The organism is Rathayibacter sp. AY1D2, assembly GCF_002932695.1.
GTDB lineage: Bacteria > Actinomycetota > Actinomycetes > Actinomycetales > Microbacteriaceae > Rathayibacter.
This window is the reverse complement of record NZ_PSVX01000004.1, coordinates 1-26,385: the sequence shown is the minus strand read 5'-3', so window position 1 is coordinate 26,385 and position 26,385 is coordinate 1. Positions and strand designations below refer to the sequence as shown.

Below are 26,385 nucleotides of genomic sequence, written 5' to 3'. Positions count from 1 at the left end.
CCTACGGGACGACGACGGTCTTGATGCAGCCGTCGAGCTTGGACGAGAACAGGTGGTACCCCTCGGCGATGTGCTCGAGCGGGATGCGGTGCGTGATCAGGTCGCTGGGCGTGATGTGCCCGGCCCGGATGTGCTCGAACAGGCGCGGCCACGGCCGGGTGACGGGGGCCTGGTTCATCCGCAGCGTGAGGCCCTTGTTGACGGCGTCGCCGAACTTGACGGCGCTCGCGAGCGGACCGTAGGCGCCCATCACCGAGACGGTGCCGCCCTTGCGGACGCCGTCGATCGCCCAGTTGAGCACGATCGGCGAGCCGCCCTGCAGCGTGAGCTTGGCGCCGGTGACGTGCTGGAGGAGGTTGCCGTCGGCCTCCGCGCCGGCCGCGTCGATCACGACGTCGGCGCCGAGCCCGCCGGTGGTCTTCTTGAGGGTGACGACGAGGTCGTCCTCCTCGGTGTAGTCGATGGTCTCGGCGAAGGCGAAGTCGCGGGCCTTGGCGAGGCGGTAGTCGATCTGGTCGACGACGATGACGCGGCCGGCGCCCATCAGCCAGGCGGACCGCGCGGCGGCCAGGCCGACCGGTCCGGCTCCGAGCACCACGACCGTGTCGCCCTCGACGATGTCGCCGAGCTGCGCGCCGAAGTAGCCGGTCGAGAAGGCGTCGGTGAGCATCAGGGCGTCCTCGTGCGGCAGCCACTCGGGGATCTTCGTCGGACCCACGTCGGCGAACGGGACGCGCACGTACTCCGCCTGCCCGCCGTCGTAGCCGCCCGCCGAGTGCGAGTAGCCGTAGATGCCGCCGATCGCGGTGGCGTTCGGATTCACGTTGTGGCAGTTGGAGTAGAGGCCGCGGGAGCAGAACCAGCAGGAGCCGCAGTAGATGGTGAAGGGGACCATCACCGTGTCGCCGACGCTGAGGTTCTGCACCGACGAGCCGACCTCGTCGACCACGCCGATGAACTCGTGGCCGAAGGTGTGGCCGATCCGGGTGTCCGGGAGAAGCCCGTGGTAGAGGTGCAGGTCGGATCCGCAGATCGCCGCCATCGTCACCCGGACGATCGCGTCGTTCGGGTGCTCGATCCTCGGCCGGTCCTTCTCCTCCACGCGGACCTTGACGGGGCCCCGGTAGACCATCGCGCGCATGCCGCCTCCCGTGTCGTCGTCCCTTCAGCGTGCGTCGTGCTCCCGCCGGTCCTCCAGGGGGTTGCGCGCGCGGCCCGGGATCCCCAGCGTCCGTCCCTCCGCGTTCCGCTCCTCCCTCTCCGCGAGATGCCACCCGGATGCGCGGCACGCCGCAGGAAGCGCACCGGAGCGGTATCTCGTGGAGAGGAGACGGGCACGGCGCAGGCTCAGCCGCGGACGTAGGATCGACTCCATGCCGCAGATACGGATCAGGGACGCCGCCGCTGCGCTCGGCGTGAGCGACGACACGCTGCGGCGCTGGATCGAGAACGGGACGCTCGAGAGCGCGAAGGACGCGTCCGGGAGACGCGTCGTCGACGGCCTCGAGGTCGCCCGGCTCGCCCGCGCGAACGCCGTGCTGCCGGAGGATCCGTCCCCGGTCGCGCGCTCGGCCCGCAACCGCTTCGTCGGGATCGTCACCGGCATCGTGATGGACACCGTGATGGCGCAGGTCGAGCTGCAGTGCGGTCCGCACCGCGTGGTCTCGCTGATGAGCAGCGAGGCGGTCCGCGAGCTCGGGCTCGAGCCCGGGTCTCCCGCGGTGGCGGTGGTCAAGGCGACCACGGTCATCGTCGAGACGCCGCTCGCCCGCGGCTGATGCGCACCGGGTCCGGCCTGCCGCGCTGGGTCGTGGCCGTCGCCGCGCTCGGCGCCCTGCTGGTGCTGCTCCCGCTCGCCGCGATCCTCGCCCGCGTCGACTGGCCGCAGTTCCTGCCGCTGATCACCTCCGACTCCTCCGTCGCCGCGCTCCTGCTGAGCCTGCGCACCTCCGCCGTCGCGACCCTGCTGTGCCTGCTGCTCGGCACCCCGATGGCCCTCGTGCTCGCCCGCACGGCCTTCCCCGGCCAGCGCCTGCTCCGCTCGCTGGTGCTGCTGCCGCTGGTGCTGCCGCCGGTGGTCGGCGGGCTGGCGCTGCTCTTCACCTTCGGGCGGATGGGCCTCCTCGGCGGCGCGCTGGAGGCCCTCGGCGTCCGCATCGCGTTCTCGACCACCGCCGTCGTGATCGCGCAGACCTTCGTGGCCCTGCCGTTCCTGGTGCTGACGCTCGAGGGCGCGCTGCGCAGCGCCGGCGCGCGGTACGAGTCGGTCGCCGCGACGCTCGGCGCGTCCCCCGGGACGGTGCTCCGGCGGATCACGCTGCCGCTGATCCTGCCGGGCCTCGCCTCGGGCGCGATCCTCTCGTTCGCGCGGGCGCTCGGCGAGTTCGGGGCGACGCTGACCTTCGCCGGCAGCCTCGAGGGCACGACGCGCACCCTCCCGCTCGAGATATACCTGCAGCGGGAGAGCGATCCGGACGCGGCGGTCGCCCTCGCGCTGGTGCTCGTGGTGGTCGCGGTGCTCGTGATCGGTCTCGCGCACGGCCGCTCCGCCCGGGGGGTGCCGCGGTGAGCCTGCGGCTGGAGGCGCGGCTCGCGGCGCGCGGGATCGACGTGCGGATCGACGTGGCCGAGGGCGAGACGATCGCGCTGCTCGGGCCCAACGGCGCGGGCAAGTCGACCGTGCTCGAGCTGATCGCCGGCCTCGTCCGCGCCGACTCCGGGCGGGCGACCGCCGGCGGCGACCTGCTCTTCGACGACCGCCGGTGGACTCCTCCGCACCGCCGCCCCGTCGCCCTGCTGGCGCAGGACCCGCTGCTGTTCCCGCACCTCAGCGTGCGCGAGAACGCGGCGTTCGGTCCGCGCAGCGCCGGCACCGGACGGGCGCGGTCCCGCGAGCGGGCCGAGCGCGAGCTGGCCGCCGCGGGCGTGGCCGACCTGGCCGACCGGCGCCCGGGGAGCCTCTCCGGCGGACAGGCTCAGCGGGTCGCCCTCGCCCGGGCCCTCGCGACCGACCCGCGCCTCCTGCTGCTCGACGAGCCGCTGGCCGCGGTCGACGCCCGGACCGCCCCGGTCCTCCGCCGGATGCTCCGCGAGGTGCTCGCCGACCGCTCGGCGATCGTGGTCACCCACGACGTGCTCGACGCCTGGACCCTCGCCGACCGGGTTCTGGTGCTGCACGGCGGCCGGGTGGTCGAGGAGGGGCCGACCGCCCGGGTCCTCACGCGCCCGCGCACCGCGTTCACCGCCGAGCTCGCCGGGCTCGAGCTGCTCGAGGGCGTCCGCACCGCGACGGGTCTGCGCACCGCCGACGGTCACGAGCTGTCGGGAGTGGCGGCCGAGCCGGTCGCGGTCGGCGCCGCGGTGCTCGCCGCGGTCCGCCCCTCCGCCGTCTCCGTCGGAGAGGGAGGCCTCCGCGCCGTGATCACCGATGTGGAGCAGCGGGGAGACGCGGTGCGGGTGCGCAGCGCGCTCCTGACCGCCGACGTCCCGGCGGCCGACGCGGCGCGCCTCGACCTCGCGCCCGGCCGCGAGGCAGGCTTCACCGTCGCTCCGGAGGATCTGCTGGTCTACCCGGCGTGAGGGGCGGGCACGAGGAGGCGGCTCGTCATCCGGCGTGAATCCGTCCCTCGGACCGCCCTGTGCTCGACGCGAGGGACGGCGGGAGCGCCGGTGCCGCTACTCCGCCCCGCCGCCGTCCGCGTCGGACAGCGGGAGCCGCGCCCTCAGCCGCGCCCCCGCCAGCACGGGCGAGTCCGAGAGCTCCAGCGAGCCCCCGTAGACCGCGAGGTGCCGCTCCAGCCGCGCCAGGCCCGAGCGCGTCGACCCCTCGACGAGTCCGCGGCCGTCGTCGTCGAGGGTGAGCACCACGACGCCCGCCTCCTCGTCGCCGCGCACCCGCAGCGAGGAGGCGCCGCCGTGCTTCAGCGCGTTGGTGACCGCCTCCTCCAGGAACCGGACCAGGAGCATCCGCTGGTCGAGCGGCGGCTCGGCGCCCTCGGCGGCGAGCGCCGGGATGCGGCCGAGGTCGAGGTCGACGGCGATCTCGGGAGGGAGGCGCGCGACGAGGTCGCGGACGGCGGGGACCAGGCCGTGGTCGATCTCGACCGTGTAGAGGGCGTGGCCGACCGCGCGCACCTCGTCCTCGCGGAGCCGGTCGAGCCGAGCGGCGATGGCGAGCAGCCGCTCCGAGGCCGCCTCGTCGGATGTGCTCGCGACCGCGTGCAGCTCGGCGGTCAGCACCACGAGTCCGTTCTGGAGGCCGCCGTGCAGGCTCTGCGCGACGTCGCGCCGCACCCGCAGCTCCTCCCGCTGCAGGGCCTGCACCGCCTCGAGCGCCTGCACGGAGGCGCGGGCGTGCTCCCGCTCCTTCTCGCGCACGCGCCGTGCCGCGCGCACGAGCAGGTAGCCGTAGGCGGTGATCAGCGCGATCACCGTGGATCCGACGACCAGCTCGACCGCGAGAGCGGGGAGGGCCGAGAGCGGGTAGACGCCGGTCAGCACCTGGAGGCAGCAGCGGACGAGCCCCATCCCCACGGCGATGACCGCCGTCCGGGCCACCCGGCCGCCGCCGGTCGAGCGCTCGGGACGCAGCACCGCGACCAGGGCGATCGCGAGCCCGATCGTCGACACGTTGACCAGGACGCGCGTCGTCACGTCGAGCAGCGGCCCCGGATCGACGCCCCGCAGCGTCCGCGACAGCATCCCGAGCGCGAAGACGGCCTGGAGCGCGGCCAGCAGCGAGAGGACGCCGCCGAGGAGCGTGATCGCTCCGAGGACGATGCGGTTGTCCTCGCGCGCGTCGCGCGGGCCGGCGCTCATCCGGTGTGCTCGAGGAAGAGGAGCGTTGCGTCGACCCGCGGGTTGCGCTCGCCGTCCGAGCGGACGCCGAGGGACGCGTAGACGGCGTTGACGTGGTTGTCGACCGAGCGGACCGCGATGCCGAGGCGCTCGCCGATCGCGGCGTTGGTCAGCCCCGATGCGAGGCCCGAGAGCACCTCGTACTGGCGCGGGCTCAGCGCGGCGACCGGGGAGTCGCGGCGGGCCGCGCGGGCGGCGACCAGCGCCGGATCGAGCACGGTGCGGCCGTCCGCCGTCGCGCGGACGGAGGCGAGCAGGGCGGGGGCGGAGAGGGAGGAGGTCTTCGAGAGGTAGCTCCAGCCGCGGGCCTCGGCGCGGTCGAGGCGGAGGAAGCGGTGCATCGCGTCGACGGCCGAGAGCAGGACGATGCCCAGCCCGGGCGCGGTGGACCGCAGCCGGCGCCCGAGCTCGATGCCGTCCCCGTCGCCGAGCTCGATGTCGAGGATCGCCACGTCGAGCTCCGCGGGCCGCAGCACCGACCGCGCCTCCGTGGCGGATCCGGCCTCCACGACGCTCCGCACGCCCGGCACCGCGCGCAGCAGCGACGACAGCATGTGCCGGTAGAGGGGCTGGTCGTCGACGACGGCCAGCCTGAGCTCCGGAACGCCCCCCACGGATGTCATCCGCCCATCTTCACCCATGCTCCGGAGGTCGAGGCGTCCCTCGACCGGGGGTCACCGCGCGAGGATCCGCGTCGGCTCGCGGGCGGCGGCGGGCGCCTGCCCCGTGAGCGGGGGGATCAGGAGTGACGGGGCGGGGTCGACGAGGCGGCGCGGAGGGGCATGGGGTGGGCTCCGGGGAAGGGCGGCGAGGAGCGGAGCCGCACGCCGCTCCGGAGCGCCCGCCACGCCGCTCAGGACAGCCGGACGCCCGTCAGGGCGAGGCCCGCGGCGGCCGCCGCGACGGCGAGCGCCGCCGTGCCGACGCCGTACCCCAGGCCGGCCGCCCAGCGCCGGTCGAGCAGCAGCCGCGCGGTCTCGACGCTCGCCGTGCTGAACGTCGTGAAGCCGCCGAGCACGCCCGTCCCGAGCACGGCCCGCCACACCGGGTCGAGGACACCGGCCAGCACGAGCCCGGTGACGACTCCGAGCAGCAGCGACCCGCTGACGTTGATCAGCGCGGTGCCGACCGGCCAGCGCGCCGGCACGAGCGACCGCGCGACCCCGTCGACGACGAGCCGTGCGGCCGCTCCGACTCCGCCCGCGAGAGCGACCGCGAGCAGCAGGCCTGGCGTCACGCCGCCGCCCTCCGCCGCCCCGCGACCGCGATGCCCAGCGCCGCGGCGAGCACGCCCAGCACGAGCGTGCCGCCGGTGTAGAGCAGGTACTCCACGACGTGGCCGCCCTCGAGCAGCGCGACCGTGTCGAGCGAGAAGGTGCTGTAGGTCGTGAATCCGCCCAGCACGCCGGTGCCGAGCAGGAGGCGCAGGGTGCGGCGCCCGCCCTCATCCGGCCCGCGCCGCGCCAGCGCCTCGAGCAGGAGGCCCAGGAGGAACGCGCCCGGCAGGTTCACGGCGAGCGTCGCGACCGGCACGACGCCCAGCGGGGGCAGTGCGGCGCCGATCGCGGCGCGGGCAGCCGTGCCGACGCCTCCACCCGCCGCGACGAGGAGGATCGCGGAGGGGCGCAGGTGGAGGGGTCGCGTCACTCCGCGAGGTCCCAGGGCGCCGGGCGCGACGGGTCGCGGTCGGCGCGCGGGACGACGAGCACGGGGCGGTGCTGGCGGTGCGCGAGGTGGGCGGCGACGCTCCCGCTGAGGAACTCGGCGATGCTCGCGAGCACGCCCGCGTCGCGGGTGCCGACCACGATCATCCGCGCGTCGACCTCCTCGGCGACCTCGGCGAGCGCCAGGGCGGGCTCGCCCCGCGCCGCGCGCAGCGACCACTGCACGGTGCTGCCGTGCAGCTCGTGCTCGACCGTCTCGCGGAGCCCGGGCGGGAGGGACGGGCCCTCGCCGCGGTCGGCCGCGGCGCCGACGAAGCCGAGCGGGATGCCGCCGGTCATCGGATCGACGTACTCGCCGACGAGGTACGGATCGGCCGAGACCGACACGAGCAGCAGGGCGGCTCCGGCGTCGGCGGCGACGCGGGCGGCGGTGCGCAGGACCTCGGGTCGCTGGCCGTCGACGATGCCGACGAGGACGGGCCCGGTGGGGGTGGGTGCGGTCATGAGGAGCTCCTTCCCGGTTGCGCCCCATCCTGGCACCGCACGGGCGCGAGCGGTCGGAGCATCCGTGCCGGATCCGTCGTGATCGTTCCGTCATGCGCGGGCCTCGGGCTAGAGTGGCTCGTCGCCGGATTCCCACCGGCCCCCGACCCCCGTCACCACCGTCATCCGAGGAGAACGCACGCGTGTCGAAGCCAGGCATTCCCACCCCTGAGGAGAGTGCCGGCACCCCGACCACTGCACCCCCGACCCGGCGCGAGGCCCGCGAGGCCGAGCGCCGTGCGGCCCGGGCCGAGGCGGAGACGGGCGCGGCGACCGCCGGTGCCGCGGTCGAGGGCAGCGGATCGGACGACTCCGCCGCTTCCGCAGGCGCTGACGACTCCGCGGACTCCATCGTCGACGCCGCATCGGCCGTGGCGCCCGCTCCGACCGTGTCGGTCGAGGTCCCCGCCGTCGCCTCCCCCGCCTCCCGGTCGATCCCGGCCTCTCCGCGCCGCGCGTCCGCCTCCCGCCCCGTCGCTCCCCGCGCCGCCGAGGCCGCCCGAGCCCGTGGCCTCAGCCGCCGCGCCCTGGCCTTCGGCACCTTCTCGGTGGTCGGCGGCCTCTTCGCCACGGCCGCGATCCCCGCGTACGGCGCCCGCAGCTCCTCCGCCACCGCGACCGGCCGCGCCGCCGCGAACCGGGTCGGCCTCCAGAACCTCACCGTCTCCTCCGACGCCGCCGGCCAGACCGCCGTCCGCGACGCCTTCGCCGCACCGACCCAGGCGCAGCTCGACGAGGCCAGCCGCCAGGCGGCCGTGCTCTCCGGATCCAACGGCGGCGAGTTCTCGACCGTGCAGACCCGCGCGGTCGGCGACGACTACCCGTGGCCCTACGAGACCATCGACGACGACGGCGGCGGACTCTCGCCCCTCGGCTACTACTACCGCGAGTGCGTCGACTTCGTGGCCTGGCGCCTCAACCGCGACGCCGGCCGCACCTCCGCGCCGTGGAAGTACACGTGGGGGAACATCACCCCGCTCGGCGGCAGCGCCTACGAGTGGCCGGACAACTGGGCCGCGAAGGGCTGGGCGACCAGCAGCGTCCCGATCGTCGGCTGCGTCGCGTGGTGGACCTACAACCACGTCTCGTACGTGCAGAAGGTCAACGACGACGGCACCGTGCTCCTCGAGGAGTACAACTACGGCGGCAAGCACAGCTACGTCACCCGCACCTTCCCCACCGCGCAGGTCCCGCTCTTCCTGTACCCGCCGGTCCTGTAGGGGGCCTGTTTCCGTCGCGCGTCGGCGGGCGATGCGTCGCGATCCGTCCCCAGCGCACGCCGACGGGCGAGGGGGTGCGATCCCGCGTCAGGCGAGCGCGGCGAGGAGGATCGCGAAGGCGGGCGTCGTCGGATCGACGAGCGCCATGTGGTCGGCGTCGGCGAGCTCGTGGAGCTGCACGGCGGGGTGCCGGTCGGCGTATCGGCGGCTGTAGGCGACAGGGACGTCCTCGTCGAGCGTGCCGTGGATCAACGTGGTCGGCTGCGGCGGCGCGGGCAACTGCGCGGGGTCGGCGCCCGGGAGCAGCGCGAGGTCGCCGCCGAGGAGCTCCCCCACGGCGTCGTCGCTGAGGCGGTCGGCGGAGGCGGCGGCCAGGTCGAGCACGCCCGCCAGCGCCACCACAGCGGCGACGTGCGGCGACGGACGGGCGGCCTGCGACCAGACGGCGAGGTGGCCGCCGGCGGAGTGGCCGACGAGGGTGACCGGCCCGGCGCCGGGCAGCAGCGCCGGGAGCGCCGCGAGCACGGCCAGGACGTCGTCGCCGGTGCCCGGCCAGCCGCCTCCCGGGTCGCCCGTGCGCCGGTACTCGGGGAGGAGCACGTCGTGCCCGCGGTCGGCCAGCGCCGCCGCGAGCGGCCGGGCGTGCCGCCGGTCCCACCGCGCCCGCCAGAACCCGCCGTGCACGAGCACGACCGGCCGGTGCGCCTCGCCGGGCGCCCCGCGGAAGACGTCCGCGATCTGCTCCGGCGCCTCCCCGTACCGGCGCACCTCGTCCGGCTCGCGCCCCTCCGTCTGCTGCATCCCCCCAGTACCTCCCCGTGAGACGCCACGTCGGTACGCCCGGCACGGCGTGTCGCGCACCGGAGCGGCATCCCGCGGAGAGGGAGGGGACCGCGTCAGGACTCGAACCAGCCCCGGGGGTGGTGGTCGGCCGTGAGGGACGTGCCCGGACGGGTCGGGCGGGCCCAGCGGACGGCGTTCGCCAGCACGCGCCGGATGTCCGGGTGGTGGTAGACGGGGTAGTCCTGGTCGCCGGGCGAGAAGTAGAAGACCTTCCCGAGGCCGCGGGTGTAGGTCACGCCGGAGCGGAACACCTCGCCGCCGGTGAAGGTCGACAGGAACACCGTCTCCTCCGGCACCGGGATGTCGAAGTACTCGCCGTACATCTCCTGCTCGGGGATGATCAGCGGGCTGGGCACGCCCTCGGCGATCGGATGGGTGGGCGCGATCGTCCAGACCAGCTCGCGGTCGCGGTCGTTGCGCCACTTCAGCGAGCAGGTCGTGCCCATGAGCGCCTTGAAGATCGACGAGTAGTGGCCCGAGTGCAGGACCAGGATCCCCATCCCCTCCTGCACGTGCCGCAGGACGCGCTGGACGACCTCGTCCGACACCTCCTCGTGCGCGATGTGCCCCCACCACAGCAGCACGTCCGTCGTCGCGAGCGCCTCCTCGGTGAGCCCGTGCTCGGGCTCGGGGAGCGTCGCGGTGCGCACCGAGACGGCGTCGCCGAGCGACTCCGCGAGTCCGTCCGCGATGACGCGGTGGATGCCGTCCGGGTAGTGGCGCAGCACGGTCTCGTCGCCGCGGGTCTCGTGGCGGAACTCGTTCCAGACGAGGACCTCGATCGGGGCGCTCATGCGACCGTCACCTCCTGCTTCTCGGCGGCGGAGCGGTAGATCGCGTCGACCACCCGGCTGCGGTGCAGCGCGTACTCGCCGTAGTGGCCGGAGTAGCGGGGGCCGCCCGCGGGCGCGTCGGCTCCCGAGGCGATCGCCTCCAGGAACTCGGCGATGACCGAGCGGTGGTGCCCGGCGGGGACCTTCACGTCGGGGTGCGAGACGGTCGGCGCTCCGGCGACCTCGGAGTAGAGCGTCAGAGTCCCCTCCGTGGCGTAGTCGGCGATGTGGAGGCGCGCGCCCCCGGCCGAGCCGAGCAGCTCGACCTCGATGTCCTCGTCGACCTTCGAGTAGCTGGCCCAGGAGGCGTCGAGCTGGAGCGAGCGGCCGTTGTCGAGGCGCAGCAGGGCGCTCGAGAAGTCCTCCACCTCGAACGCGTGCGTGCCGGTGGCGGCGACGCCGTGCGGGCGCCCTCCGCGGCCGGAGCGGCCGATCTCGCCGTACGCGACCGCCGAGACGCTGGTCACGCGCGGCTCGTCGAGCAGGTGCAGCGCGATGTCGAGCACGTGGGAGCCGAGGTCGATCAGCGGGCCGCCGCCGGCGAGCTCCTTGCTGGTGAACCAGGAGCCGATGCCGGGGATGCCGGTGCGCCGCTGCCAGCTCGCGCGGGCGTGGTAGACGTCGCCCAGCGGCGCGTCGTCGAGGTAGTCGCGGAGGAAGGCGACGTCGGCGCGGCGGCGGTGGTTGTAGGCGATCTCGAGCACCCGGTCGTTCGTGCGGGCGGCCTCGACCATCTCGGCCGCCAGCTCGGCGGTGGTGGCGAGCGGCTTCTCGCAGAAGACGTGCTTGCCGCTCGCGAGCGCGGCCACGGCGATCGGGTGGTGCAGGTGGTTCGGGACGCCGATGGAGACGACGTCGAGGTCGTCGCGGGCGACGAGCTCCTCCCAGTCGGCGTAGAGGTCGGGGACGCCGCGGGTCGCGCCGAGTTCGTGCAGGCGCGCCTCCTCCTGGCCGGCGAGCGCGACGACGCGGGCGCCGGGCAGGGACTGGAAGGCGTCGAGGTGGGTGGTGCCGGCGAAGCCGAGGCCGACGACCCCCACGCGCAGCTCAGTGGTGTTCTCTGTCATGCGCCGAGCCTACTCGAATCGATTCGAGCACTCCATGGGCGGTGCGGCTTCCCGGAGCATCCGGCAGGCCGGCTTCAGGCCGCGAGACGCGCCTCGAGCGCGGCGAGCGACGCGCGCAGGGCCGGCGCCTCGAGGGCGTCGCCGTCGGCGGCGGCGTGCGCGGCGGCGAACGCCTGGACCTGGCGGTGCAGCTCGACGCGGGTCCCGCCGCGGGCGACGACCGCGAGCCGCTCGGCGAGGCGCACGCCGGCGCGGACGACGAGCGGCTGCTCCATCGCGTACGAGCGCAGGGCGAGGAACACGTCGGCCAGAAGCTCGCCCGCTCGAGGCCACGGGACGACTAGGCGGACGACTCCGTCGGCGTCGGAGTAGCGGCCGCGCGCCTCCGGCCGGCCGCAGAGGTCGACGAGCGCGCTGGTCAGGGCCTCGACGGCGCCGACCGCGGTGTACGGGTCGTTGGTGCCGGTCGCGAGCCCGCGGACTCCGATCTCGACCACCTGCTGGACGGCGTAGCGGAGGTCCTGGTGCGGGGTGCGGGCGTCGGCGACGACGACCGCGGCGACCGCCTCCTCCTGGGCGACGGACCCCTCCAGGACCTCGAGCACCGGGTCGCCGACGAGGACGTGGTCGCCGGGCAGCGCGAGCACCCGGAGCCGCGCGTCGCCGCGGCGGGCCAGGGCGACCAGCCGCTCGACCTCGAGCTGCTCGACGTAGCCCCCGCGCACCGCACGCAGCACGACCGGCTCGCGCCCCGCCGGCGGCAGGGCCTCCTCCGCGAGCAGTGCCCCCTCCGCATCCGTCGGCTCCTCCCCGTCCTCCGGGTGCAGCCGCTCGATGACGTCGACGAGCTCGCCGAGCACCCGCTGCTGCAGCGTCGTCACCTGCACCGACAGAGCGATGTGGTGGATGAAGTAGACGAGCACCGCGACGTCGCCCACCGCGAGCAGCACCGAGAACGAGACGGCCACCACCGGCACGAACGTCAGCGACGCGTCCTCCTCCGTGTGCACCGCGCGCAGCACGATCAGGGAGTACAGGAACGTGGAGGTGAGCACCGCCAGGACGATCTGGTTGCCGCGGTCGGCCATGAAGTTGCGGACCAGCCGGGGCCCGTAGGCGGAGGACGTGGTCGCCAGCACCGAGATCGTGATCGAGAACGAGGTCGCGGCGACGCCGAGCATCGTCCCGCCGATCGCCGAGAGGATCGCCCGGCCGCCGGTCGGCGACAGGTCCTCGATCAGGGGGATGTCGCTGACGCCGGCGCGGACCAGCAGGTGGTCGACCTCGACCAGCCCCAGCGCCAGCCCGACGGCGAGGACGCCGAACAGGGCGGGGAGGAACCAGAAGGATTCGCGGAGGTGGAGGAGCCGGGAGCGCATCCTCGAAGGCTAGAGCGGCGCCTTTTCGCGGGCCGCGCCGCCGCGGAGGCTTGCGCGCCGGGCCGGGACGTGCCGCGGTGCCTGCCGCGGAGGCGACGTCGCGTCAGGGCCGTCCGCACTGCGGGGGCGTCGTCGCGACGGACGCCGGACGCGCCGGAGGCGCCGACCCCCGGGGATCGGCGCCTCCACGGGGCGTCAGGTGACGTTGATGAGCGTGCGCTGCCAGCCGGAGGAGCCGTCGGGCGCGACCGGTGCGCGGTCCTCGATCTGGACCATGCCGTTCTTGTCGACCGCGCGGACCGCGACGTAGTGCGAGCCGGGCTGGGCGTCCCAGTCGACGAACCACTGCACCCAGGTGTCGAGGTTGACCGGGGTCGAGAGCGTCGCCTCCTGCCAGTCGCCGTTGTCGATGCTCACCTCGACCTTCTCGATGCCGATGCTCTGCGCCCAGGCGACGCCCGCGATCTTGAGAGCGCCCGAGGTGACGGGGACGCCGATCCGCGGGGTGTCGATCCGCGAGGACATCTTGATGGGGGCCTCGGCGGAGTAGCCGCGCGGGGTCCAGTAGGCCTGGTCGGCCTCGAAGGTGGTGACCTTGAGCTCGGTGAGCCACTTGGTGGCCGAGACGTAGCCGTAGAGGCCGGGCACGATCATCCGCACCGGGAAGCCGTGCTCGAACGGCAGGGGCTCGCCGTTCATGCCGACGGCGAGGATCGCGTCGAGGTTCTCGTCCGTGACCGCGGTGATCGGGGTGGACGCCGTGTAGCCGTCGCTGCTGGTCGAGAGGAGCATGTCGGCTCCGCTCTGCACGCCGGCCATCTTCAGCACGTCGCGCAGGGGTACGCCGAGCCACTTGGCGTTGCCGACGAGGTTGCCGCCGACCTGGTTCGAGACGCAGGTGAGGGTGATGCCGTACTCGTCGAGGCCCATGTCGAAGATCTGCTGGAGGTTCAGCGTCACCTCGCGGTCGACCATGCCGGTGATCTTCAGCGACCAGGCCGACGGGTCCAGGTTGGGCACGGTGAGGGCGGTGTCGACGCGGTAGAAGTCGGCGTTCGGCGTGTAGAGCGGCGTGATGCCCTCGATGTCGAGCTCGGCGCCCGCGGGGACCGAGACGGTGCTGCGCGGGGACGGCAGGCGCAGGGCGTCGCGGACGCCGGCGAGGGAGGAGGTCGCCGCGTTGACCAGGCGGGCGCCGGTGCCGACGACGGCCGCGCCGACGGCGGAGATCAGCGCGATGCGGAAGAAGCCGCGGCGCTCGAGGGCGCCCGGACGGGCCTCGGAGGATGTTCCCCTGGCCTCCGAGGCCCGGGCCGCACGCCAGCCGCGCAGGCGCGTGAAGAGGAGGTGCATGACGACGACGGCGACGACGAGTCCGACCAGCGTGGGCACCGCAGCGAGCGGCGACGCTCCGGTGCGGGTCACGATGGCGGCGATCGAGAGGCCGCCGGCGATCACGAGCAGCACCTGGCCGAGCGGCGGGCGGACCAGCTGGAGCACTCCGGCGATCGCGGCGGCGACGACGACCGCGGCGCCCACGCTGCCGAGCAGGAAGGTCTTGTCGTTCTCGCCGAACGTCTCGATCGCGAACTCCTTGAGCGGGCGCGGGACGATGTCGACGATGAAGGCGCCGAGCGCGAGCACGGGGCTCGCGGTGCGGGCGACCGCGAGGGCGATGAGCTCGGCGACGGCGAGAAGGACTCCGCCCGTGACGATGCCCGCGAGGGCGGCGAGCAGGAAGTAGAGAGCTCGATGCTCGCGCACGGGTGCCGCTGTCTCATTCATGGAGGAGAGTTTTCTCCCGCGACCTGCCGTTTCCCAGGGTGTCCCTGGTTTGGTCGTGTAAACGCCTTTTTCATAACGAACAGGTAACGCACAGCGGCGGCATCTCGACGGGATCACCTCTCGCTCGGCCCGCCGCCGGGCCTCACCGCGCGCGACGCCCCCGCCGGAGGACCGCCGCGTTCGCGATGACGATGAGGGCGATCCCTATCCATCCGGCCGCGCCGACGTCCTGCCCGAGCACGACCGCGCCGATGAGGGCGGCCAGGACGGGATTGACGCTCATCAGCGTCCCGAACACGCTCGCCGGGAGCCTCCGGAGCGCGATCACGTCGGCCACGAACGGGACGGCCGTCGCCAGGACGCCGGCGCCGACCGCCAGGAGCACGGTGCCCGCGTCGGGGCGCGTCGAGACGAGCGTCCAGACGGCGACGGGCAGGAAGACGGCGGCGGAGATCCCGGTCGCCGTGGCGGTCCCCTGCGCTCCGGGCAGCCGGAGTCCGATGATCCGGTTGAGCAGGATGTACGCGGCCCAGCAGCACGCGGCCGCGAGACCGAGCGCGATCCCCAGCTGGTCGGACGAGGGCCTCGGCCCGGCGATCGCGAGGACGCCCGCTCCGGCGACGAGGGCGCAGAGCGCGCTGGTCCTGCTCCGGGAGCCGAGGAGCGCGACCGCCAGCGGCCCGCAGAACTCCAGGGTCACCGCCAGCCCTAGCCCGATGCGGTCGATGGCCGCGTAGAGCGTGAGGTTCATCGCTCCGAACACCACGGCGAGGAGCAGGACGGGCCACCACTGCGCGCGGGTCAGGTCGCGGATCCGCGGCCGCACGACCGGGAGGAGGATCAGCGCGGCGACGATCTGCCGGACGGCGACCACTCCGACGGATCCCAGGACCGGGAAGGCCAGAGTCCCGGAGGCCGCCCCGAGCTGATTCGAGAGGGCGCTCGCGAGGGCGGTCGCGACGCCGACGGTCCGTCCGTCGCCGGGGAGCTGCTTCGTCATGCCGGAAGTCTGCGAGCCGTCCGGCCCCGGCTCACAATGCATCACCGGTCCGATCGATGCGGGAACCGCATGAATAGGATGCGGTCATGGATCTGGAACTGCGCCACCTCCGGTCGTTCGTCGGCGTCGTGGACGCCGGGACCTTCACCGACGCGGGGATCGACCTCGGCATCTCCCAGACGGCGGTCTCCCGCAACGTCGCGGCGCTCGAGTCCGTCCTCGGACGAAGGCTCCTCCACCGGACGACCCGCAGCGTCGAGCTCGCGCCGGCGGGCGAGCGGGTGCTTCGGCACGCCCGCCGCGTCCTGGCCGTCGTCGACGATCTGCGCGAGGAGGCGGCGGCCGGAACGGACACGATCCGGATCGGCTACGCCTGGTCGGCTCTCGGCGAGCACACCCAGGAGTTCCAGCGCCGCTGGGCCGCGGCGCTCCCCCGCCACGAGCTGCGGCTGATCCGCTCCAACACCCCCACCGCGGGGCTCGCGGAGGGCCTCAGCGACCTCGCGATCCTCCGGCGCGGATCTCCGGCTGCGGACGTCGAGTCGGCTCTGATCGGCACCGAGAAGCGCTACTGCGCCCTGTCCGTCGACGACCCGCTCGCCGCGAAGCGCACGGTCACGCTCGCCCAGGTGGCGACCGCTCCGCTCGCGCTCGACGACCGGACCGGGAGCACCCGGCTCGACCTCTGGCCCGAGCACGACCGGCCGCGGATCACCGTCCCGACGACCGACGTCGACGACTGGCTCACGGTGATCAGCAGCGGCTCCGCCCGCGGAGTGACCGCGGAATCGACGGTGAGCCAGTACCGACGGCAGGGCCTCGCCTACCGGGTCGTCCGCGACGCCCCGCCGGTCCCCGTGCACGCCGCGTGGATCCGGAGCGACCCGCCGCCCCTCCTGGGCGACGTCATCGGGCTGCTCCAGGGCCTCTACCGCACCTCCGACTGACGACGACGGCCGCCGGGGGCGATCCCCGGCGGCCGTCGTCGTCACGTCACTTGCAGGTGAGAGCGGAGTACGCGGCCTGCTTCGTGGTGGTCACCGATGCTCCGTCCACGGTCGCCGTCGCGGTCACCGTCGCCGAGCCCGCGGCCACCGAGGCGGCGCGGGTGGTGAAGGCGTGCGAGGCGCTCGACCCGGGAGCGATCCCGGTGAACGCCTTCGAGCCCCAGGCGGAGCCGAGGGTGATCCCCGCCGGGACCTTCGCATCGTTCCGAGCGGTGACCGTCACCACGACCTTGCCCGCCACGCAGCGGCTGGTGGCCGCCACGGTCGTCGGTACCGTCGCCGCGGAGGCGCGGACGATGGAGAGGCGGTAGGTCGCTGTCGTCGTGTGGTCCTGCGCCGACGACTCGACGACCACGCTCGTCGTCCCCGAGGCCGCGAGCGGCACGGTGCGGCGGACGGTGTCGTCGATCAGCACGCCGTCGACCTTCACCAGGCCGCTGGGCACGGCCGGGTCCAGGTCGAGCGAGACGCTCGTCGTGCCGGCCGGCACCGTGAGCGTGTGGTCCCTGACCCCGGCGGCGAGAGCCGGCGAGAGCGTCCCGACGTCGGAGGAGAGCTTCGTCAGCTCCGGGTCCGCAGCGTAGGTGGTCGACTCGGTCGTGTAGACCCCGAAGACACCGCCGACGTAGCTGGATCCGGTGCCCTGGAAGCGCACCGTGACGACGGGGATCTTCTGCCCCTTCGCGTCGAGCACGTACTTCCCGCTCTGGTCGCGCTTGTAGCTGTCCTTCGCGGCGAGACCGCTGAGGATCGACGCCGGGATCCGGTCGTACTGGACGTACCAGCTCGTCGCTCCGGCCGCTCCCGAGACCACCTCGGTCTTGAGCTTCACGTCGTTGAGGTAGACGTCGAAGGTGCGTCCCGCGTCGCCGCCGTAGTAGCGGACCCCGAGGTAGTTCGCCGGCAGAGCCGGGTCGACGATCATGTCGTACTGGAAGTACGCCTCCGCCGAGCGCTCGCCGTCGCGGTACCCCTCGCCGCGCCAGGTCCCCACCGAGGACCGCGCGGTCTTGTAGTTCTTGTCGGCCTCGCTGTTGTTGTTGTCGAAGGAGGTGAGGGAGTCGATCGTCGTCTCGTCGACGCGCAGCTGCTCCTTCTGCGTCCGGATCAGCTCCTGGGCCGCGGCCGAGTCGGGCTCGATCAGGGTCATGTAGGTCGCGTAGCGGGCGTTGTAGAGGCTGTAGTACGGAGTGAACACCCGGGCGGCGGACGCGGCGTCGACGTTCTTCATGCCGAAGCGCATCGTCGTGCGGCCGTTGCCGTCCGCGCCGTCGGGCAGGCGGACCAGGTTGCCGCGGACCGCGGACTTCCAGGCCGCGGAGTCCGCGACGACGACGTTCGAGTTCACGGACTTGTCGGCCGTGCCCATGCGCACCAGGACGCCGGCGACATAGGACGCCTCGACGTTCGAGCGGTTGAGCTCGGTCGCCAGCAGCACCGGTCCGTAGCGGAACGCGGTCCAGTCGGGGTTCTCCGTGTCCGCGACCGCGCTGACCGCGGCGGGCAGCTTCCAGGTCAGCACGTCACCGGCGGCGACGGCGACCGAGACGTATCCGGCCTGGGCCGTGACGGCACGGACGGCACCGTTCACGGTGAGCGTCGGCGCTCCGTCGATCCAGGACGGCACGCGCAGCTTGAGGGTCGTGTCCGCGGCCACGGCTCCTCCGGCCAGCGCTTCGACCCTCAGGGTCGCCGTGTCCGTGCTCGGGATGTCCGCCGTCTGGGTCAGCCGGAGGTTGTTCGCGGAGGAGCGGAGGACCGAGGAGCGGAACTGGTTCACGAAGACGGTCTTCGGCTTCTCGAAGTAGATCGAGTCGCCGAGCTTGGTGAAGCTCTCGATACCCGAGCCGTGGTCGCACCAGAACTCGTCGAGCTCGTGCCCGAAGACCTTGGCGTAGCCCGCGGTCTGCGGCTGGAAGTAGGTCACCATGCCGGTGTCCGGGTTCTGCACCGAGAGGACGCCGTTGATGAACGTCTCCTCGTAGAAGTCGGCGTACTTCACGTCCTCGGTCACCTGGAACAGCGCCCGGGTGAGCTTGAGCATGTTGTAGATGTTGCAGCCCTCGGAGGTCGAGTTCTCGCCGTAGCCGGTGGTCTGGCCGTTCGTGGCGTACTCGTACAGGGTGCCGGGTGCGTGGAAGTGCTCGGACTGGCTGTTGCCGCCGTTGGCGTAGGTGTGGGTCTCGTCGACCATGCGCCAGAAGTTCTCGGCGGCACGGCGGTACATGTCGAGATCCGACTTCTCCGCGGCGGTGAGCGTGGCGTAGAGCGCCGGGTCGTCGGTGAAGACGCGGTAGCGCTTCAGCGCGCCGATCAGCTTCGGGACGGTCGTGTTCGCGTGCAGCCCGTTGAGGACGTCCTCGTTGTTCGCGAGCTTCTGGAACAGCGCGGTCTCGTCGAAGTACTCGGCCGCGCGCTTGTGCGCCGGGTCGTGCGTGGTCTCGTACAGGCGGTAGAGCGCCTCGTTCATTCCGCCGTACTCCGTGTTCAGGAGCTGCCCGGGGTTGGCCTGGCGGCCCGCCCAGGCGGTGATCCAGCTGCCGAAGCCGCCGGCGACGGTGAGCGCCTTCTGCGAGACGGCGTCGGGCGCCTGGTCGTGGGCGTCGAGGAGGCCTGCGAGCACCTTGTGCAGGTTGTAGAAGGGGACGAGCAGGCCGTCGCCGCCCGAGGGGAGGTAGCGGGTCGGGAACGGCGAGACGTAGCCGGCGTTCGCGGGGTCCTTCAGCGCGTAGGCGTCCTGGACCTTCTTCAGACCGTCGACGGAAGCGGTGAGCTTCGCGAGCAGTGCCGCCTTGGTGGCCGCGTCTTCCTCGGTCGCGTAGGCCTGCGAGAGCGCCGAGAGGTAGTGGCCGAAGAAGTGGCCCTGGAACCGGGTGCCGTTCTCGCGCTCCCAACCCCCGTATCCGCCGCTGGTGGTCGGCGTGAGCCCGGCCTCGCGGTAGAAGGAGTAGAGGAACATCTCGGGGTCGAGGCTCAGCAGGTACTCGACGGTCTGCTGCTCCCCGTTCTCGAGGTAGGGGTCCTGCACGGAGACGTCGGACAGGCCGGCCTCCAGAAGGTAGTTCGACGTCTTCACTCCCCGGGGCTGCACCTGGAGAGTGTAGGTCTTCGTGACCGCGGTGCTGCCCCCGTAGGTGGCGGAGCCGGTGAGGACGACCTGCGTCGCGGAGCCGGTGGGCGGCGTGACCGCGGCCGTGCCTCCGCTGATCGCGACGGTCGCCGGGTCGGAGGAGGTCCAGCTGAGGGCGGACCCCTTCGCGCCGACGGTGGGCAGGGTGAAGCCGGTGCTGGTGCTCGCGGGCGGGGCGACCAGCTCGAGGTCGGCCCGGGCGATGCTCGCGGGGTCGAAGGAGGGGTTGCCGGCCTTCGTCAGGGCGACGACGTCGGTGGTGGTCGCGACGCCGTTGTAGAGCGCGTAGTCGTCGAGCAGGCCGCGCAGGTGCGCGCCGTTGTACTGGGGGCCGTTGAAGCCGAGGGTCTTCGTCGAGGTGCTCTCGGAGCCGAGGACGCCGGATGCGGAGGAGGACGGCGCGGTCTTGACGACGGCGGTCTGCTTCACCCCGTTGCGGTAGAAGGCGACGGCCTTGGTGCTCTTGTCGTACGTGGCGACCACGTGCGTCCACTCCCCCGCGGGGAAGAAGCCGGAGCGGGCGGTCTCGACGGCGACCTTGTACGGCTGACCGCCGGACGGGCCGATCGAGAGGGCGAGCGGAGTGCCGTCGCCCTCGGAGGTGAGGTACCAGCCGTCGGAGTTGTAGGTGGTCTTGTTCCAGGTGAAGACCTGCTCACCGGTCATCGCGCTGGTCGGCTTGTACCAGAACGAGACGGTGAGGTCGGCGGGCTGCAGCGCCGCCGCAGTGCCGAGCGAGATCGCGTTCGATCCGGTGAACTCGAACGCCCGGCCGTTCAGGCCGGTGCCGTAGGAGGCGGTGCCCTTCTGCATCCCGAGGGCGGTACCACGACCGCTGGTGTCGGCGAGCGACCCGTCGAACGGGAGCTCGAGCACCTTCGCGGCGTCGAGCGAGGTGGTGGGGGCGGCCTGGGCCGTGGGGCCGACCGACAGGAGACCCGCCGTCAGCGCCATCACCGCCACGGTGGCCAGGGGGAGTCGTCGTCTCATTCGTGAGGCCTCTCGTCGTTGAGAAATCCGGCCCAGGGGGGCGGGCCGCCTCGAATGTTACCGTTAACAATAGTTTTCGGTGAGGTTTCGGTGAGAGGACTGACAGGGTCCTCGAGCGCTCAGCGGCGCCGGTCCAGAGCCGCCCGGAGGTACGGAGCGGTGCGGCTGCCCGCGGCCTCGGCGACCTCCTCCGGAGTGCCCGTCGCGACCACCGAGCCGCCGGCCCGGCCCGCCCCCGGGCCGAGGTCCACGACCCAGTCCGCGTCGGCGACGACGCGCATGTCGTGCTCGACGACGATCACCGTGTTGCCCGCGTCGACGAGGTGCTGCAGGTGCTCGAGCAGGCGGTCGGCGTCGGCGGGGTGCAGGCCCGACGTCGGCTCGTCGAGCAGGTAGAGCGTGTCCCCGCGCTGGGCGCGACGCAGCTCCGAGGCGAGCTTCACCCGCTGCGCCTCTCCCCCGGACAGCTCGGGCGCCGGCTGGCCGAGCGAGACGTAGCCGAGCCCCACGTCCACCAGAGCGTCGAGGTGGCGGGCGACCTCGCGGTCCTCGGCGAAGGCCTCGCGCGCGTCGGCGACGCTCAGCGCGAGGACGTCGGCGATCGTCCGGCCGCCGAGGGTGACCTCGAGGGTCTCGTCGTTGTACCGGGTGCCGCCGCACGCCGTGCAGGGCGCCTCGACGGTCGGGAGGAACAGCAGCTCCACCTCCACGGAGCCCTCGCCCTTGCAGACGGGGCAGCGCCCGCTGGGCAGGTTGAAGGAGAAGCGGCTCGCCGAGAAGCGGCGGCGCTTCGCCTCCGGGGTGGCCGCGAAGAGCGTCCGCACCCGGTCGAACAGACCCGTGTAGGTCGCGACGTTCGAGCGCGAGGTCCGGCCGATCGGGGTCTGGGTCACCTGCACCACCCGGCGCAGGCGGTCCGCGGGCCCGGAGGCGGTGCCGCGGGTCGCCGCCGCCGCCGCGTCGAGCAGCGGGTCCGCCTCCCCGCCCTCCTCCGCCGGCGCGTCCTCGGCGACGTCGGCGCGGAGCGAGGCGCGCAGCAGATCGGGCAGCGCCTGGTTCACGAGCGTCGACTTGCCCGATCCGGAGACACCGGTGACCGCGGTGAGCACCCCGACCGGGAACGCGACGGAGAGGTCGTCGAGGGTGTGCCGCGAGACTCCGGCGAGCTCGATCCACTGCTCCGCGGTGCGGCGGGAGCGCAGCGGCGCCGGGTCGCCCTCGGGGAAGAGGTAGCGGCGGGTGACGGAGCCGCGGGCGCCCGGCAGGCCGTCGAGCGGGCCGGAGTAGACGACGGTGCCGCCCCCCGACCCCGCGCCCGGGCCGATGTCGACGATCCAGTCGGCCTCGCGGATGACGTCGAGGGAGTGCTCGACGAAGAAGACGGTGTTGCCGGTCGCCCGCAGGGTCCGCAGGATGCCGAGCAGCGCCTCCGTGTCGGCGGGGTGCAGGCCCGTGGACGGCTCGTCGAGCACGAAGACGACGCCGAAGAGGCGCGAGAGCACCTGCGTCGCGAGGCGCATCCGCTGGAGCTCCCCCGAGGAGAGCGTCGGCGTGGAGCGGTCGAGCGAGAGGTGGCCGAGGCCCAGGTCGACGATCGGCGCGAGGCGGGCGACGAGGTCCTCGACCAGCCGCTGCGCGGCCAGGCGGGTCTGCGGAGCGCCGTCGGCCGGGGTCCAGCCGGGCTCCAGCACGCGCCGCGCGACGACGACCAGCTCCTCGAGCGGGAGCGCTGACAGCTCGGTGATGTCGAGCCCCTCGAAGGTGACGGCGAGCGCGTCGGGCTTCAGCCTCCGGCCGCCGCACACCGGGCAGGCGACGCTGACGACGAACGAGGCCGCGCGCTCGCGCATCCGGGCGCTCTTCGAGCCGGCGAAGGTGTCGAGCACGTAGCGGCGCACCCCGAGGAACGTGCTCATGTAGCGCGGCTCGTCACCGGCGGCCACGGCCGCGCGCACCTCCGCGGGAGAGCGGTCGGTCCACACGGGAACCTGCGGGGAGTCGGGAGTGTGCAGGATCCAGTCGCGGTCCTCCGCGGGCAGGTCGCGCCACGGAGCGTCGATGTCGTGTCCGAGCGAGATCAGGCTGTCGCGCAGTTGCTTGCCGTGCCAGGCGGTCGGCCAGGCGGCGAGCGCCCCGTCGCGGATCGAGAGGGAGTCGTCCGGCACCATCAGCTCGTCGGGGACGTCGTAGACCCGGCCGATGCCGTGGCAGCTGGGGCACGCGCCCTGCACGGTGTTGGCCGAGAAGTCCTCTGCGAGCAGCATCGGCGCGCCCTCGGGGTAGGCGCCGATGCGCGAGAACACCATCCGCACCACGCTCGAGAGCGTCGTCGCACTGCCGACCGTGGAGCGGGCCGAGCCTCCGGAGCGCCGCTGCGGGAGGGCGACGGCCGGCGGCAGGCCCTCGATCGAGTCGACGTCCGGCACGCCGACCTGGTCGATCAGCCGCCGCGCGTAGGGGGCGACCGACTCGAAGTAGCGGCGCTGCGCCTCCGCGTAGAGCGTGCCGAAGGCGAGCGAGCTCTTGCCCGATCCGGAGACCCCCGTGAAGGCGACGAGGGCGTCGCGCGGCACGTCGACGTCGATGCTCCGGAGGTTGTTCTCGCGGGCGCCGCGCACGCGGACGTGGTCGAGGGGGTCGGTGGTTCCAGGCGCGCTCATCCGTACAGCCTGCCGTGCCGGGATGTGGGGCGGCCGCCGCGGAGCTCCGAGGCGCTCGACGCCGAGACGGCCCGCTCCCGGCCGAGGCACCGCAGTGGGGCGGTGTCTCGGCGGGGGCGGGCCGTCTCGGCGTCAGCGGCGCGCGTGCGTCAGCAGGTGCGCGCCGGGTAGGCCGCGGTCAGGGCGCCCGCGGTGAGCGAGGCGGCCGGGACCGAGGCCTGACGGGTGGTGAAGGCGGCCGAGGCGCTGGCGCCGGGGGCGGCGGTCAGCGTCTGCGAGGCGCCGAACGGCGAGCGGATGACGACCGAGAGGGGCGTCGTGCCCGTGTTCTTCACCACTCCGGTGAGGACGACCTTGCCCGCGACGCAGCGGGTGGACGCGGTGAGCGTCGAGGTCGGTGCCGTCACCACCACGGTCGCGGTGACCGTGACGGCCGTGGAGCTCGAGAGCCGACGGTCGGCGGCGTTGTAGGCCGTCGATCCGTTCGCGCCCACCCACTGGTTGTCGTTCGCACCGATCGTGCGGACGACTCCGGTGACGGAGTAGCGGCCGGGCGCCGTCGCCACCGCGGAGGTGTTCCAGGTGACCGGCTGCGAGGCGGTGCCCCGGTTGTAGGCGAGCACGACGTCGGCGCGGGCGGGCAGAGCCGCCGCGGCGTCGGTGCCGGAGGCGACCGTCACCTCGCCGAGGTCCGAGCGGACCGCGGAGGCGGCGTCGGCCGAGCGGACCTCGGCGTACTGCCCCGCGGTCAGCGAGACGATGCCGCCGTGCTTGGTCGACGAGGCGAGCGAGAAGCCCGGGTCGGTGAGCTGGGTCCAGCCCGTGTCGAGGTCGTTCGTCACCATCGGCTTGTAGCCGGTCGCGGGGATCACGTCGACGTACAGGTACCAGGTGTCCTCGCCGTGGTCCTTGAACACCGCGGGGCCCTCGACCCCACCGGGGTTGCCGCCGGACCACACCGCGCCGATGCGCGACTGGATCTGCGTCCACGAGGTCGTCGGCAGCCACCAGGTCGCCGAGGTGGTCGACTCCATGTAGATGCCCTTGCCGGTGCCGTTGTCCTTCGAGATCCGGTAGGTCGTGCCGGAGTCCTGGATCAGCGTGGTGTCGATCGTGTCGGCCCCGGTGTCGATGAAGGTGCCGCCGTAGGAGTAGGTGGCCTGCGTGAAGTCCGTGGTCGCTCCCCAGAGCACGCGGGAGGATCCGGTGCCCGGCGTGTGCGCCGCGGTCGGGTAGACCGTCGAGGACCAGTAGACGACGAACGCGCCCTTGCCGGGTCCCGCGTAGTCCGGCACCCACGTGGCCTCGGGAGCCCACATCATGCCGGCCTCGAGCTTCTTCGTCCCCGCGGCGTCGAGCGCCACGTCGAACTGCCGGACGTCGCTCCACGACACGAGGTCGCTCGACTCCCAGACGTTCATCTTCGTGCTGCCCTTGGTGGTCCAGTAGCACCAGGTGTCGCAGGTGCTGGGGCCCCGGTCGCCGCCGAAGACGCGGAGGTCCGTGGCGATGATGTAGTACTTCTTCGTGTCGGGGTTGTAGGTCAGGTACGGGTCGCGGACACCGGTGGTGCCGAGGTCGGAGGCCAGGATCGGCTTCGCGCCGTTGAGCGGGTCCCACTTCTCCGGGTCGTCGCCGCGGGAGACGTCGAGGTAGATCTTCTCGGCGTAGCCCTGGGAGTCCTCGACGAAGTGGACCATCATGTAGCCGTAGGGGGTGTCGACGCCGACCTGCGGCTCGACCGTCACGGCGATCGAGCGGGTCTGCACGATTCCGCGGATCGACGCCGTCGCGGTGAGCGTCGAGGCGCGCGCGGCCTGGCCCACGGCGGGGCGGTCGGCGCTGAGGGTGCGGCCGTCGGCCGAGACGCGCAGGGTCGGGTCGCTGGAGGACCAGGTCACCGCTCCCCCGTAGTCGGGCAGGTTCGTGGTCGAGTCGTCGACGGTGAGCGGGGCGACCCCGGCCAGCACGGCGGCGGCGATCGGGGAGAACGTGGAGGCGTGAGGCTTCGCGTCGACGCTCGACACGGCCACCACCTCCGCCCCGGTGAGCGCGCGGTCGTAGACGCGGAACGCCGAGACCTCGCCCGTGTAGAACGGGTCGGGGTACGGTGCTCGGCCGATCGTGTTCAGCGACTGGTCCGCCACCGACGAGGGGCGCAGAGCGGTGGGCGCCGAGGCGACCTGGACGCCGTCGACGAAGAACGAGATCGTGCCGGCGCTGCCGTCGATCACCGAGGTGAGGCTGTACCAGCGGTCGGCGGTCAGGGCGGAGGCGCTGCGGGCGTTGTTCTCGCCGTTCCCTCCGCTGGTCGTGATCGCGGTGCGCACCCGGTCGCGGACGGACGCGAACCAGTACTGGTTCGTGCTGTCGCTGCCGATGTTCCACAGGAAGTGGAAGTTCGAGAGCATCGACGCGTCGGCGCGGGTCTCGATCGTGACGGTGGCCGACGAGCGACCGGTCAGCAGGTTCGCGGGCAGCTGCACCCAGGGGGCGGTGGTGCTGCTCTTGGGGCCGCCGGTGAGGCGGAGCGACGTGCCGGTCCAGAGCGCGTCGGTCGCGTTGCGGACGGTGGCGGCTCCCACGCCTCCGCTCACGGTGTTCGGGACCGTGCTGCCGGTGGTCTGCGTGAACCGGTAGTCGGCGAGGAGGCCCTGCTGCGGGATCACGGCATCGGCCGCCTGCGCTGCCGGAGCCGGGGCGACGAGGCCCGAGAGCAGCACTGCTCCGAGGCCGAGCGCGGCGAGCGCGGCGCGCAGCGGCGCTCGCCGCGCGGGTGTGGTGGTGGGGGGCATGGTGCTCCTTCAGTGGAGTGGTGCGGTTCAGGGAGGGGGAGAGGATCTCGGGGTGCCGAGCCCTGCTGGGTCGAGCAGCGCCGTCAGGGGCGTGTCGGAGCCTGTGTGCGGAGCACGAAGGGCTCGATACGCCGCCGGGCGGCTGCTCGACCGGCAGGGAGGGGCAGCTGCTCGACCGGCACGAGGGATCAGCCGCCGGGGTCCGTGTCGGTGTACCCGGTGGTCGGGGCGGTGGTGCCGAGTGCCGCGAGGGTGGGCGCCTTCCGCATCACGACGGGGTTGCCCGGGCTGTCGCGACCATGGAGCAGTCGCCGTCGTGGAACTCGATCGCGGGGTCGGCGGTGTCCGGCGCGATCGGGTCGGTGGAGGTCGGCTCGCCGAGGGCGACGGCCGGGGAGGCGGCGGTGAAGGGCAGCGGAGCCACCGCGGCGAGGAGGATCAGCAGCCCGGCCGTGTGGCGGCGCCGGAGCCCCGCGGATCGGGGGAGCTCGGCGTCGACGGGCGTCGATGCGGTCGTCATCGTGACTCCATCGTCAGGGGCGGCGTGGGGCCCGGAGGCGCACCGTGAGCGGCGCGCCCCCGGGGGCGCGCCGCTCACGGTGCGCCTCCGGG

General features: G+C 73.4%; 21 protein-coding genes. 5 read left to right on the top strand and 16 right to left on the bottom strand.

All coding sequences use genetic code 11. The features are described from left to right. Position 1: 1 nt before the first annotated feature. Positions 2-1,141, bottom strand: a complete 1,140-nt coding sequence (locus C5D04_RS01700) for a zinc-dependent alcohol dehydrogenase (protein ID WP_104347116.1) — start codon at positions 1,139-1,141, stop codon at positions 2-4. A gap of 232 nt (positions 1,142-1,373) precedes the next feature. Between C5D04_RS01700 and C5D04_RS01695 the strand changes: the two genes are divergently transcribed. The 3 genes from C5D04_RS01695 to C5D04_RS01685 are packed head-to-tail and all read left to right on the top strand — an operon-like array spanning position 1,374 to position 3,579. Then, complete coding sequence (locus tag C5D04_RS01695) at positions 1,374-1,778, top strand: molybdopterin-binding protein (RefSeq protein WP_104222447.1); 405 nt, start codon at positions 1,374-1,376, stop codon at positions 1,776-1,778. Continuing rightward, positions 1,778-2,569 carry an ABC transporter permease gene (locus C5D04_RS01690; protein WP_104222446.1) on the top strand — a complete coding sequence of 264 codons (792 nt, stop codon included), beginning with the start codon at positions 1,778-1,780 and terminating at the stop codon, positions 2,567-2,569. The genes C5D04_RS01695 and C5D04_RS01690 overlap by 1 nt, the downstream gene beginning before the upstream one ends. Further along, positions 2,566-3,579, top strand: a complete 1,014-nt coding sequence (locus tag C5D04_RS01685; protein ID WP_104347115.1) for a sulfate/molybdate ABC transporter ATP-binding protein — start codon at positions 2,566-2,568, stop codon at positions 3,577-3,579. The genes C5D04_RS01690 and C5D04_RS01685 overlap by 4 nt, the downstream gene beginning before the upstream one ends. Positions 3,580-3,675: 96 nt before the next feature. Here the strand turns inward: C5D04_RS01685 and C5D04_RS01680 are convergent, their stop codons facing one another. The 5 genes from C5D04_RS01680 to C5D04_RS18090 all read right to left on the bottom strand — a co-directional run bounded on the left by C5D04_RS01680 (position 3,676) and on the right by C5D04_RS18090 (position 7,025). Beyond that, entirely contained in the window at positions 3,676-4,818 is a 1,143-nt protein-coding gene (locus C5D04_RS01680; protein WP_104347114.1) for a sensor histidine kinase, read from the bottom strand. After that, on the bottom strand, positions 4,815-5,480 hold the full coding sequence (locus C5D04_RS01675; RefSeq protein WP_104237929.1) for a response regulator transcription factor: 666 nt from the start codon (positions 5,478-5,480) through the stop codon (positions 4,815-4,817). The genes C5D04_RS01680 and C5D04_RS01675 overlap by 4 nt, the downstream gene beginning before the upstream one ends. 230 nt (positions 5,481-5,710) lie before the next feature. Beyond that, positions 5,711-6,094: a CrcB family protein gene (locus C5D04_RS01670; protein ID WP_104226584.1), complete on the bottom strand. Its 384-nt coding sequence runs from the start codon at positions 6,092-6,094 to the stop codon at positions 5,711-5,713. Next, positions 6,091-6,504, bottom strand: coding sequence for a CrcB family protein (locus C5D04_RS18095; protein WP_219814998.1), 414 nt, complete (start codon positions 6,502-6,504; stop codon positions 6,091-6,093). Before C5D04_RS18095 ends, C5D04_RS01670 begins: the two co-directional genes overlap by 4 nt. Then, the gene (locus C5D04_RS18090) at positions 6,501-7,025 is read right to left on the bottom strand and encodes a universal stress protein (RefSeq protein WP_104308825.1); all 525 of its coding nucleotides are present in this window, start codon (positions 7,023-7,025) and stop codon (positions 6,501-6,503) included. Before C5D04_RS18090 ends, C5D04_RS18095 begins: the two co-directional genes overlap by 4 nt. 182 nt (positions 7,026-7,207) lie before the next feature. Here C5D04_RS18090 and C5D04_RS01660 point away from each other — a divergent pair, with 182 nt between their 5' ends. Further along, positions 7,208-8,284, top strand: coding sequence for a CHAP domain-containing protein (locus tag C5D04_RS01660; RefSeq protein ID WP_181134688.1), 1,077 nt, complete (start codon positions 7,208-7,210; stop codon positions 8,282-8,284). 87 nt (positions 8,285-8,371) lie between these two features. Here the strand turns inward: C5D04_RS01660 and C5D04_RS01655 are convergent, their stop codons facing one another. From C5D04_RS01655 to C5D04_RS01630, 6 genes are all read right to left on the bottom strand, one after another. Further along, positions 8,372-9,085 (bottom strand): alpha/beta hydrolase, encoded by a 714-nt coding sequence (locus tag C5D04_RS01655; RefSeq protein ID WP_104347112.1) that lies wholly within the window; start codon positions 9,083-9,085, stop codon positions 8,372-8,374. A gap of 95 nt (positions 9,086-9,180) precedes the next feature. Continuing rightward, positions 9,181-9,921, bottom strand: coding sequence for a ThuA domain-containing protein (locus tag C5D04_RS01650; RefSeq protein WP_104347111.1), 741 nt, complete (start codon positions 9,919-9,921; stop codon positions 9,181-9,183). After that, complete coding sequence (locus tag C5D04_RS01645; RefSeq protein WP_104347110.1) at positions 9,918-11,027, bottom strand: Gfo/Idh/MocA family protein; 1,110 nt, start codon at positions 11,025-11,027, stop codon at positions 9,918-9,920. The genes C5D04_RS01650 and C5D04_RS01645 overlap by 4 nt, the downstream gene beginning before the upstream one ends. Before the next feature lie 74 nt (positions 11,028-11,101). Next, the gene (locus C5D04_RS01640; RefSeq protein WP_104347109.1) at positions 11,102-12,406 is read right to left on the bottom strand and encodes a DUF2254 domain-containing protein; all 1,305 of its coding nucleotides are present in this window, start codon (positions 12,404-12,406) and stop codon (positions 11,102-11,104) included. Between the two features lie 195 nt (positions 12,407-12,601). Continuing rightward, on the bottom strand, positions 12,602-14,191 hold the full coding sequence (locus tag C5D04_RS01635; protein WP_104347108.1) for a molybdopterin-dependent oxidoreductase: 1,590 nt from the start codon (positions 14,189-14,191) through the stop codon (positions 12,602-12,604). Between the two features lie 142 nt (positions 14,192-14,333). Continuing rightward, entirely contained in the window at positions 14,334-15,191 is an 858-nt protein-coding gene (locus tag C5D04_RS01630; RefSeq protein WP_104347107.1) for a DMT family transporter, read from the bottom strand. An 86-nt stretch (positions 15,192-15,277) separates the two neighbouring features. On the opposite strand from C5D04_RS01630, the gene C5D04_RS01625 reads away from it, so the two are divergent. Beyond that, the gene (locus C5D04_RS01625) at positions 15,278-16,138 is read left to right on the top strand and encodes a LysR family transcriptional regulator (protein WP_104222432.1); all 861 of its coding nucleotides are present in this window, start codon (positions 15,278-15,280) and stop codon (positions 16,136-16,138) included. A 46-nt stretch (positions 16,139-16,184) separates the two neighbouring features. Here the strand turns inward: C5D04_RS01625 and C5D04_RS01620 are convergent, their stop codons facing one another. From C5D04_RS01620 to C5D04_RS01605, 4 genes are all read right to left on the bottom strand, one after another. Then, positions 16,185-20,318, bottom strand: coding sequence for a beta-L-arabinofuranosidase domain-containing protein (locus C5D04_RS01620; RefSeq protein ID WP_104347106.1), 4,134 nt, complete (start codon positions 20,316-20,318; stop codon positions 16,185-16,187). A gap of 119 nt (positions 20,319-20,437) precedes the next feature. Next, positions 20,438-22,978: an excinuclease ABC subunit UvrA gene (locus C5D04_RS01615; protein ID WP_104234493.1), complete on the bottom strand. Its 2,541-nt coding sequence runs from the start codon at positions 22,976-22,978 to the stop codon at positions 20,438-20,440. 149 nt (positions 22,979-23,127) lie between these two features. After that, positions 23,128-25,773 carry a LamG-like jellyroll fold domain-containing protein gene (locus C5D04_RS01610; RefSeq protein ID WP_104257749.1) on the bottom strand — a complete coding sequence of 882 codons (2,646 nt, stop codon included), beginning with the start codon at positions 25,771-25,773 and terminating at the stop codon, positions 23,128-23,130. A gap of 268 nt (positions 25,774-26,041) precedes the next feature. Beyond that, positions 26,042-26,293 (bottom strand): hypothetical protein, encoded by a 252-nt coding sequence (locus C5D04_RS01605; RefSeq protein ID WP_104226573.1) that lies wholly within the window; start codon positions 26,291-26,293, stop codon positions 26,042-26,044. Positions 26,294-26,385 lie beyond the last annotated feature (92 nt).

Coding starts and splice junctions, on each gene's coding strand:
- C5D04_RS01605 (WP_104226573.1), bottom strand. CDS start 26,293: ATGACGACCGCATCGACGCCCGTCGACGCCGAGCTCCCCCGATCCGCG.
- C5D04_RS01635 (WP_104347108.1), bottom strand. CDS start 14,191: ATGAATGAGACAGCGGCACCCGTGCGCGAGCATCGAGCTCTCTACTTC.
- C5D04_RS01675 (WP_104237929.1), bottom strand. CDS start 5,480: ATGACATCCGTGGGGGGCGTTCCGGAGCTCAGGCTGGCCGTCGTCGAC.
- C5D04_RS01620 (WP_104347106.1), bottom strand. CDS start 20,318: ATGAGACGACGACTCCCCCTGGCCACCGTGGCGGTGATGGCGCTGACG.
- C5D04_RS01645 (WP_104347110.1), bottom strand. CDS start 11,027: ATGACAGAGAACACCACTGAGCTGCGCGTGGGGGTCGTCGGCCTCGGC.
- C5D04_RS01640 (WP_104347109.1), bottom strand. CDS start 12,406: ATGCGCTCCCGGCTCCTCCACCTCCGCGAATCCTTCTGGTTCCTCCCC.
- C5D04_RS01615 (WP_104234493.1), bottom strand. CDS start 22,978: ATGAGCGCGCCTGGAACCACCGACCCCCTCGACCACGTCCGCGTGCGC.
- C5D04_RS01610 (WP_104257749.1), bottom strand. CDS start 25,773: ATGCCCCCCACCACCACACCCGCGCGGCGAGCGCCGCTGCGCGCCGCG.
- C5D04_RS01625 (WP_104222432.1), top strand. CDS start 15,278: ATGGATCTGGAACTGCGCCACCTCCGGTCGTTCGTCGGCGTCGTGGAC.
- C5D04_RS01690 (WP_104222446.1), top strand. CDS start 1,778: ATGCGCACCGGGTCCGGCCTGCCGCGCTGGGTCGTGGCCGTCGCCGCG.
- C5D04_RS01650 (WP_104347111.1), bottom strand. CDS start 9,921: ATGAGCGCCCCGATCGAGGTCCTCGTCTGGAACGAGTTCCGCCACGAG.
- C5D04_RS01630 (WP_104347107.1), bottom strand. CDS start 15,191: ATGACGAAGCAGCTCCCCGGCGACGGACGGACCGTCGGCGTCGCGACC.
- C5D04_RS01700 (WP_104347116.1), bottom strand. CDS start 1,141: ATGCGCGCGATGGTCTACCGGGGCCCCGTCAAGGTCCGCGTGGAGGAG.
- C5D04_RS01695 (WP_104222447.1), top strand. CDS start 1,374: ATGCCGCAGATACGGATCAGGGACGCCGCCGCTGCGCTCGGCGTGAGC.
- C5D04_RS01655 (WP_104347112.1), bottom strand. CDS start 9,085: ATGCAGCAGACGGAGGGGCGCGAGCCGGACGAGGTGCGCCGGTACGGG.
- C5D04_RS18090 (WP_104308825.1), bottom strand. CDS start 7,025: ATGACCGCACCCACCCCCACCGGGCCCGTCCTCGTCGGCATCGTCGAC.
- C5D04_RS01680 (WP_104347114.1), bottom strand. CDS start 4,818: ATGAGCGCCGGCCCGCGCGACGCGCGCGAGGACAACCGCATCGTCCTC.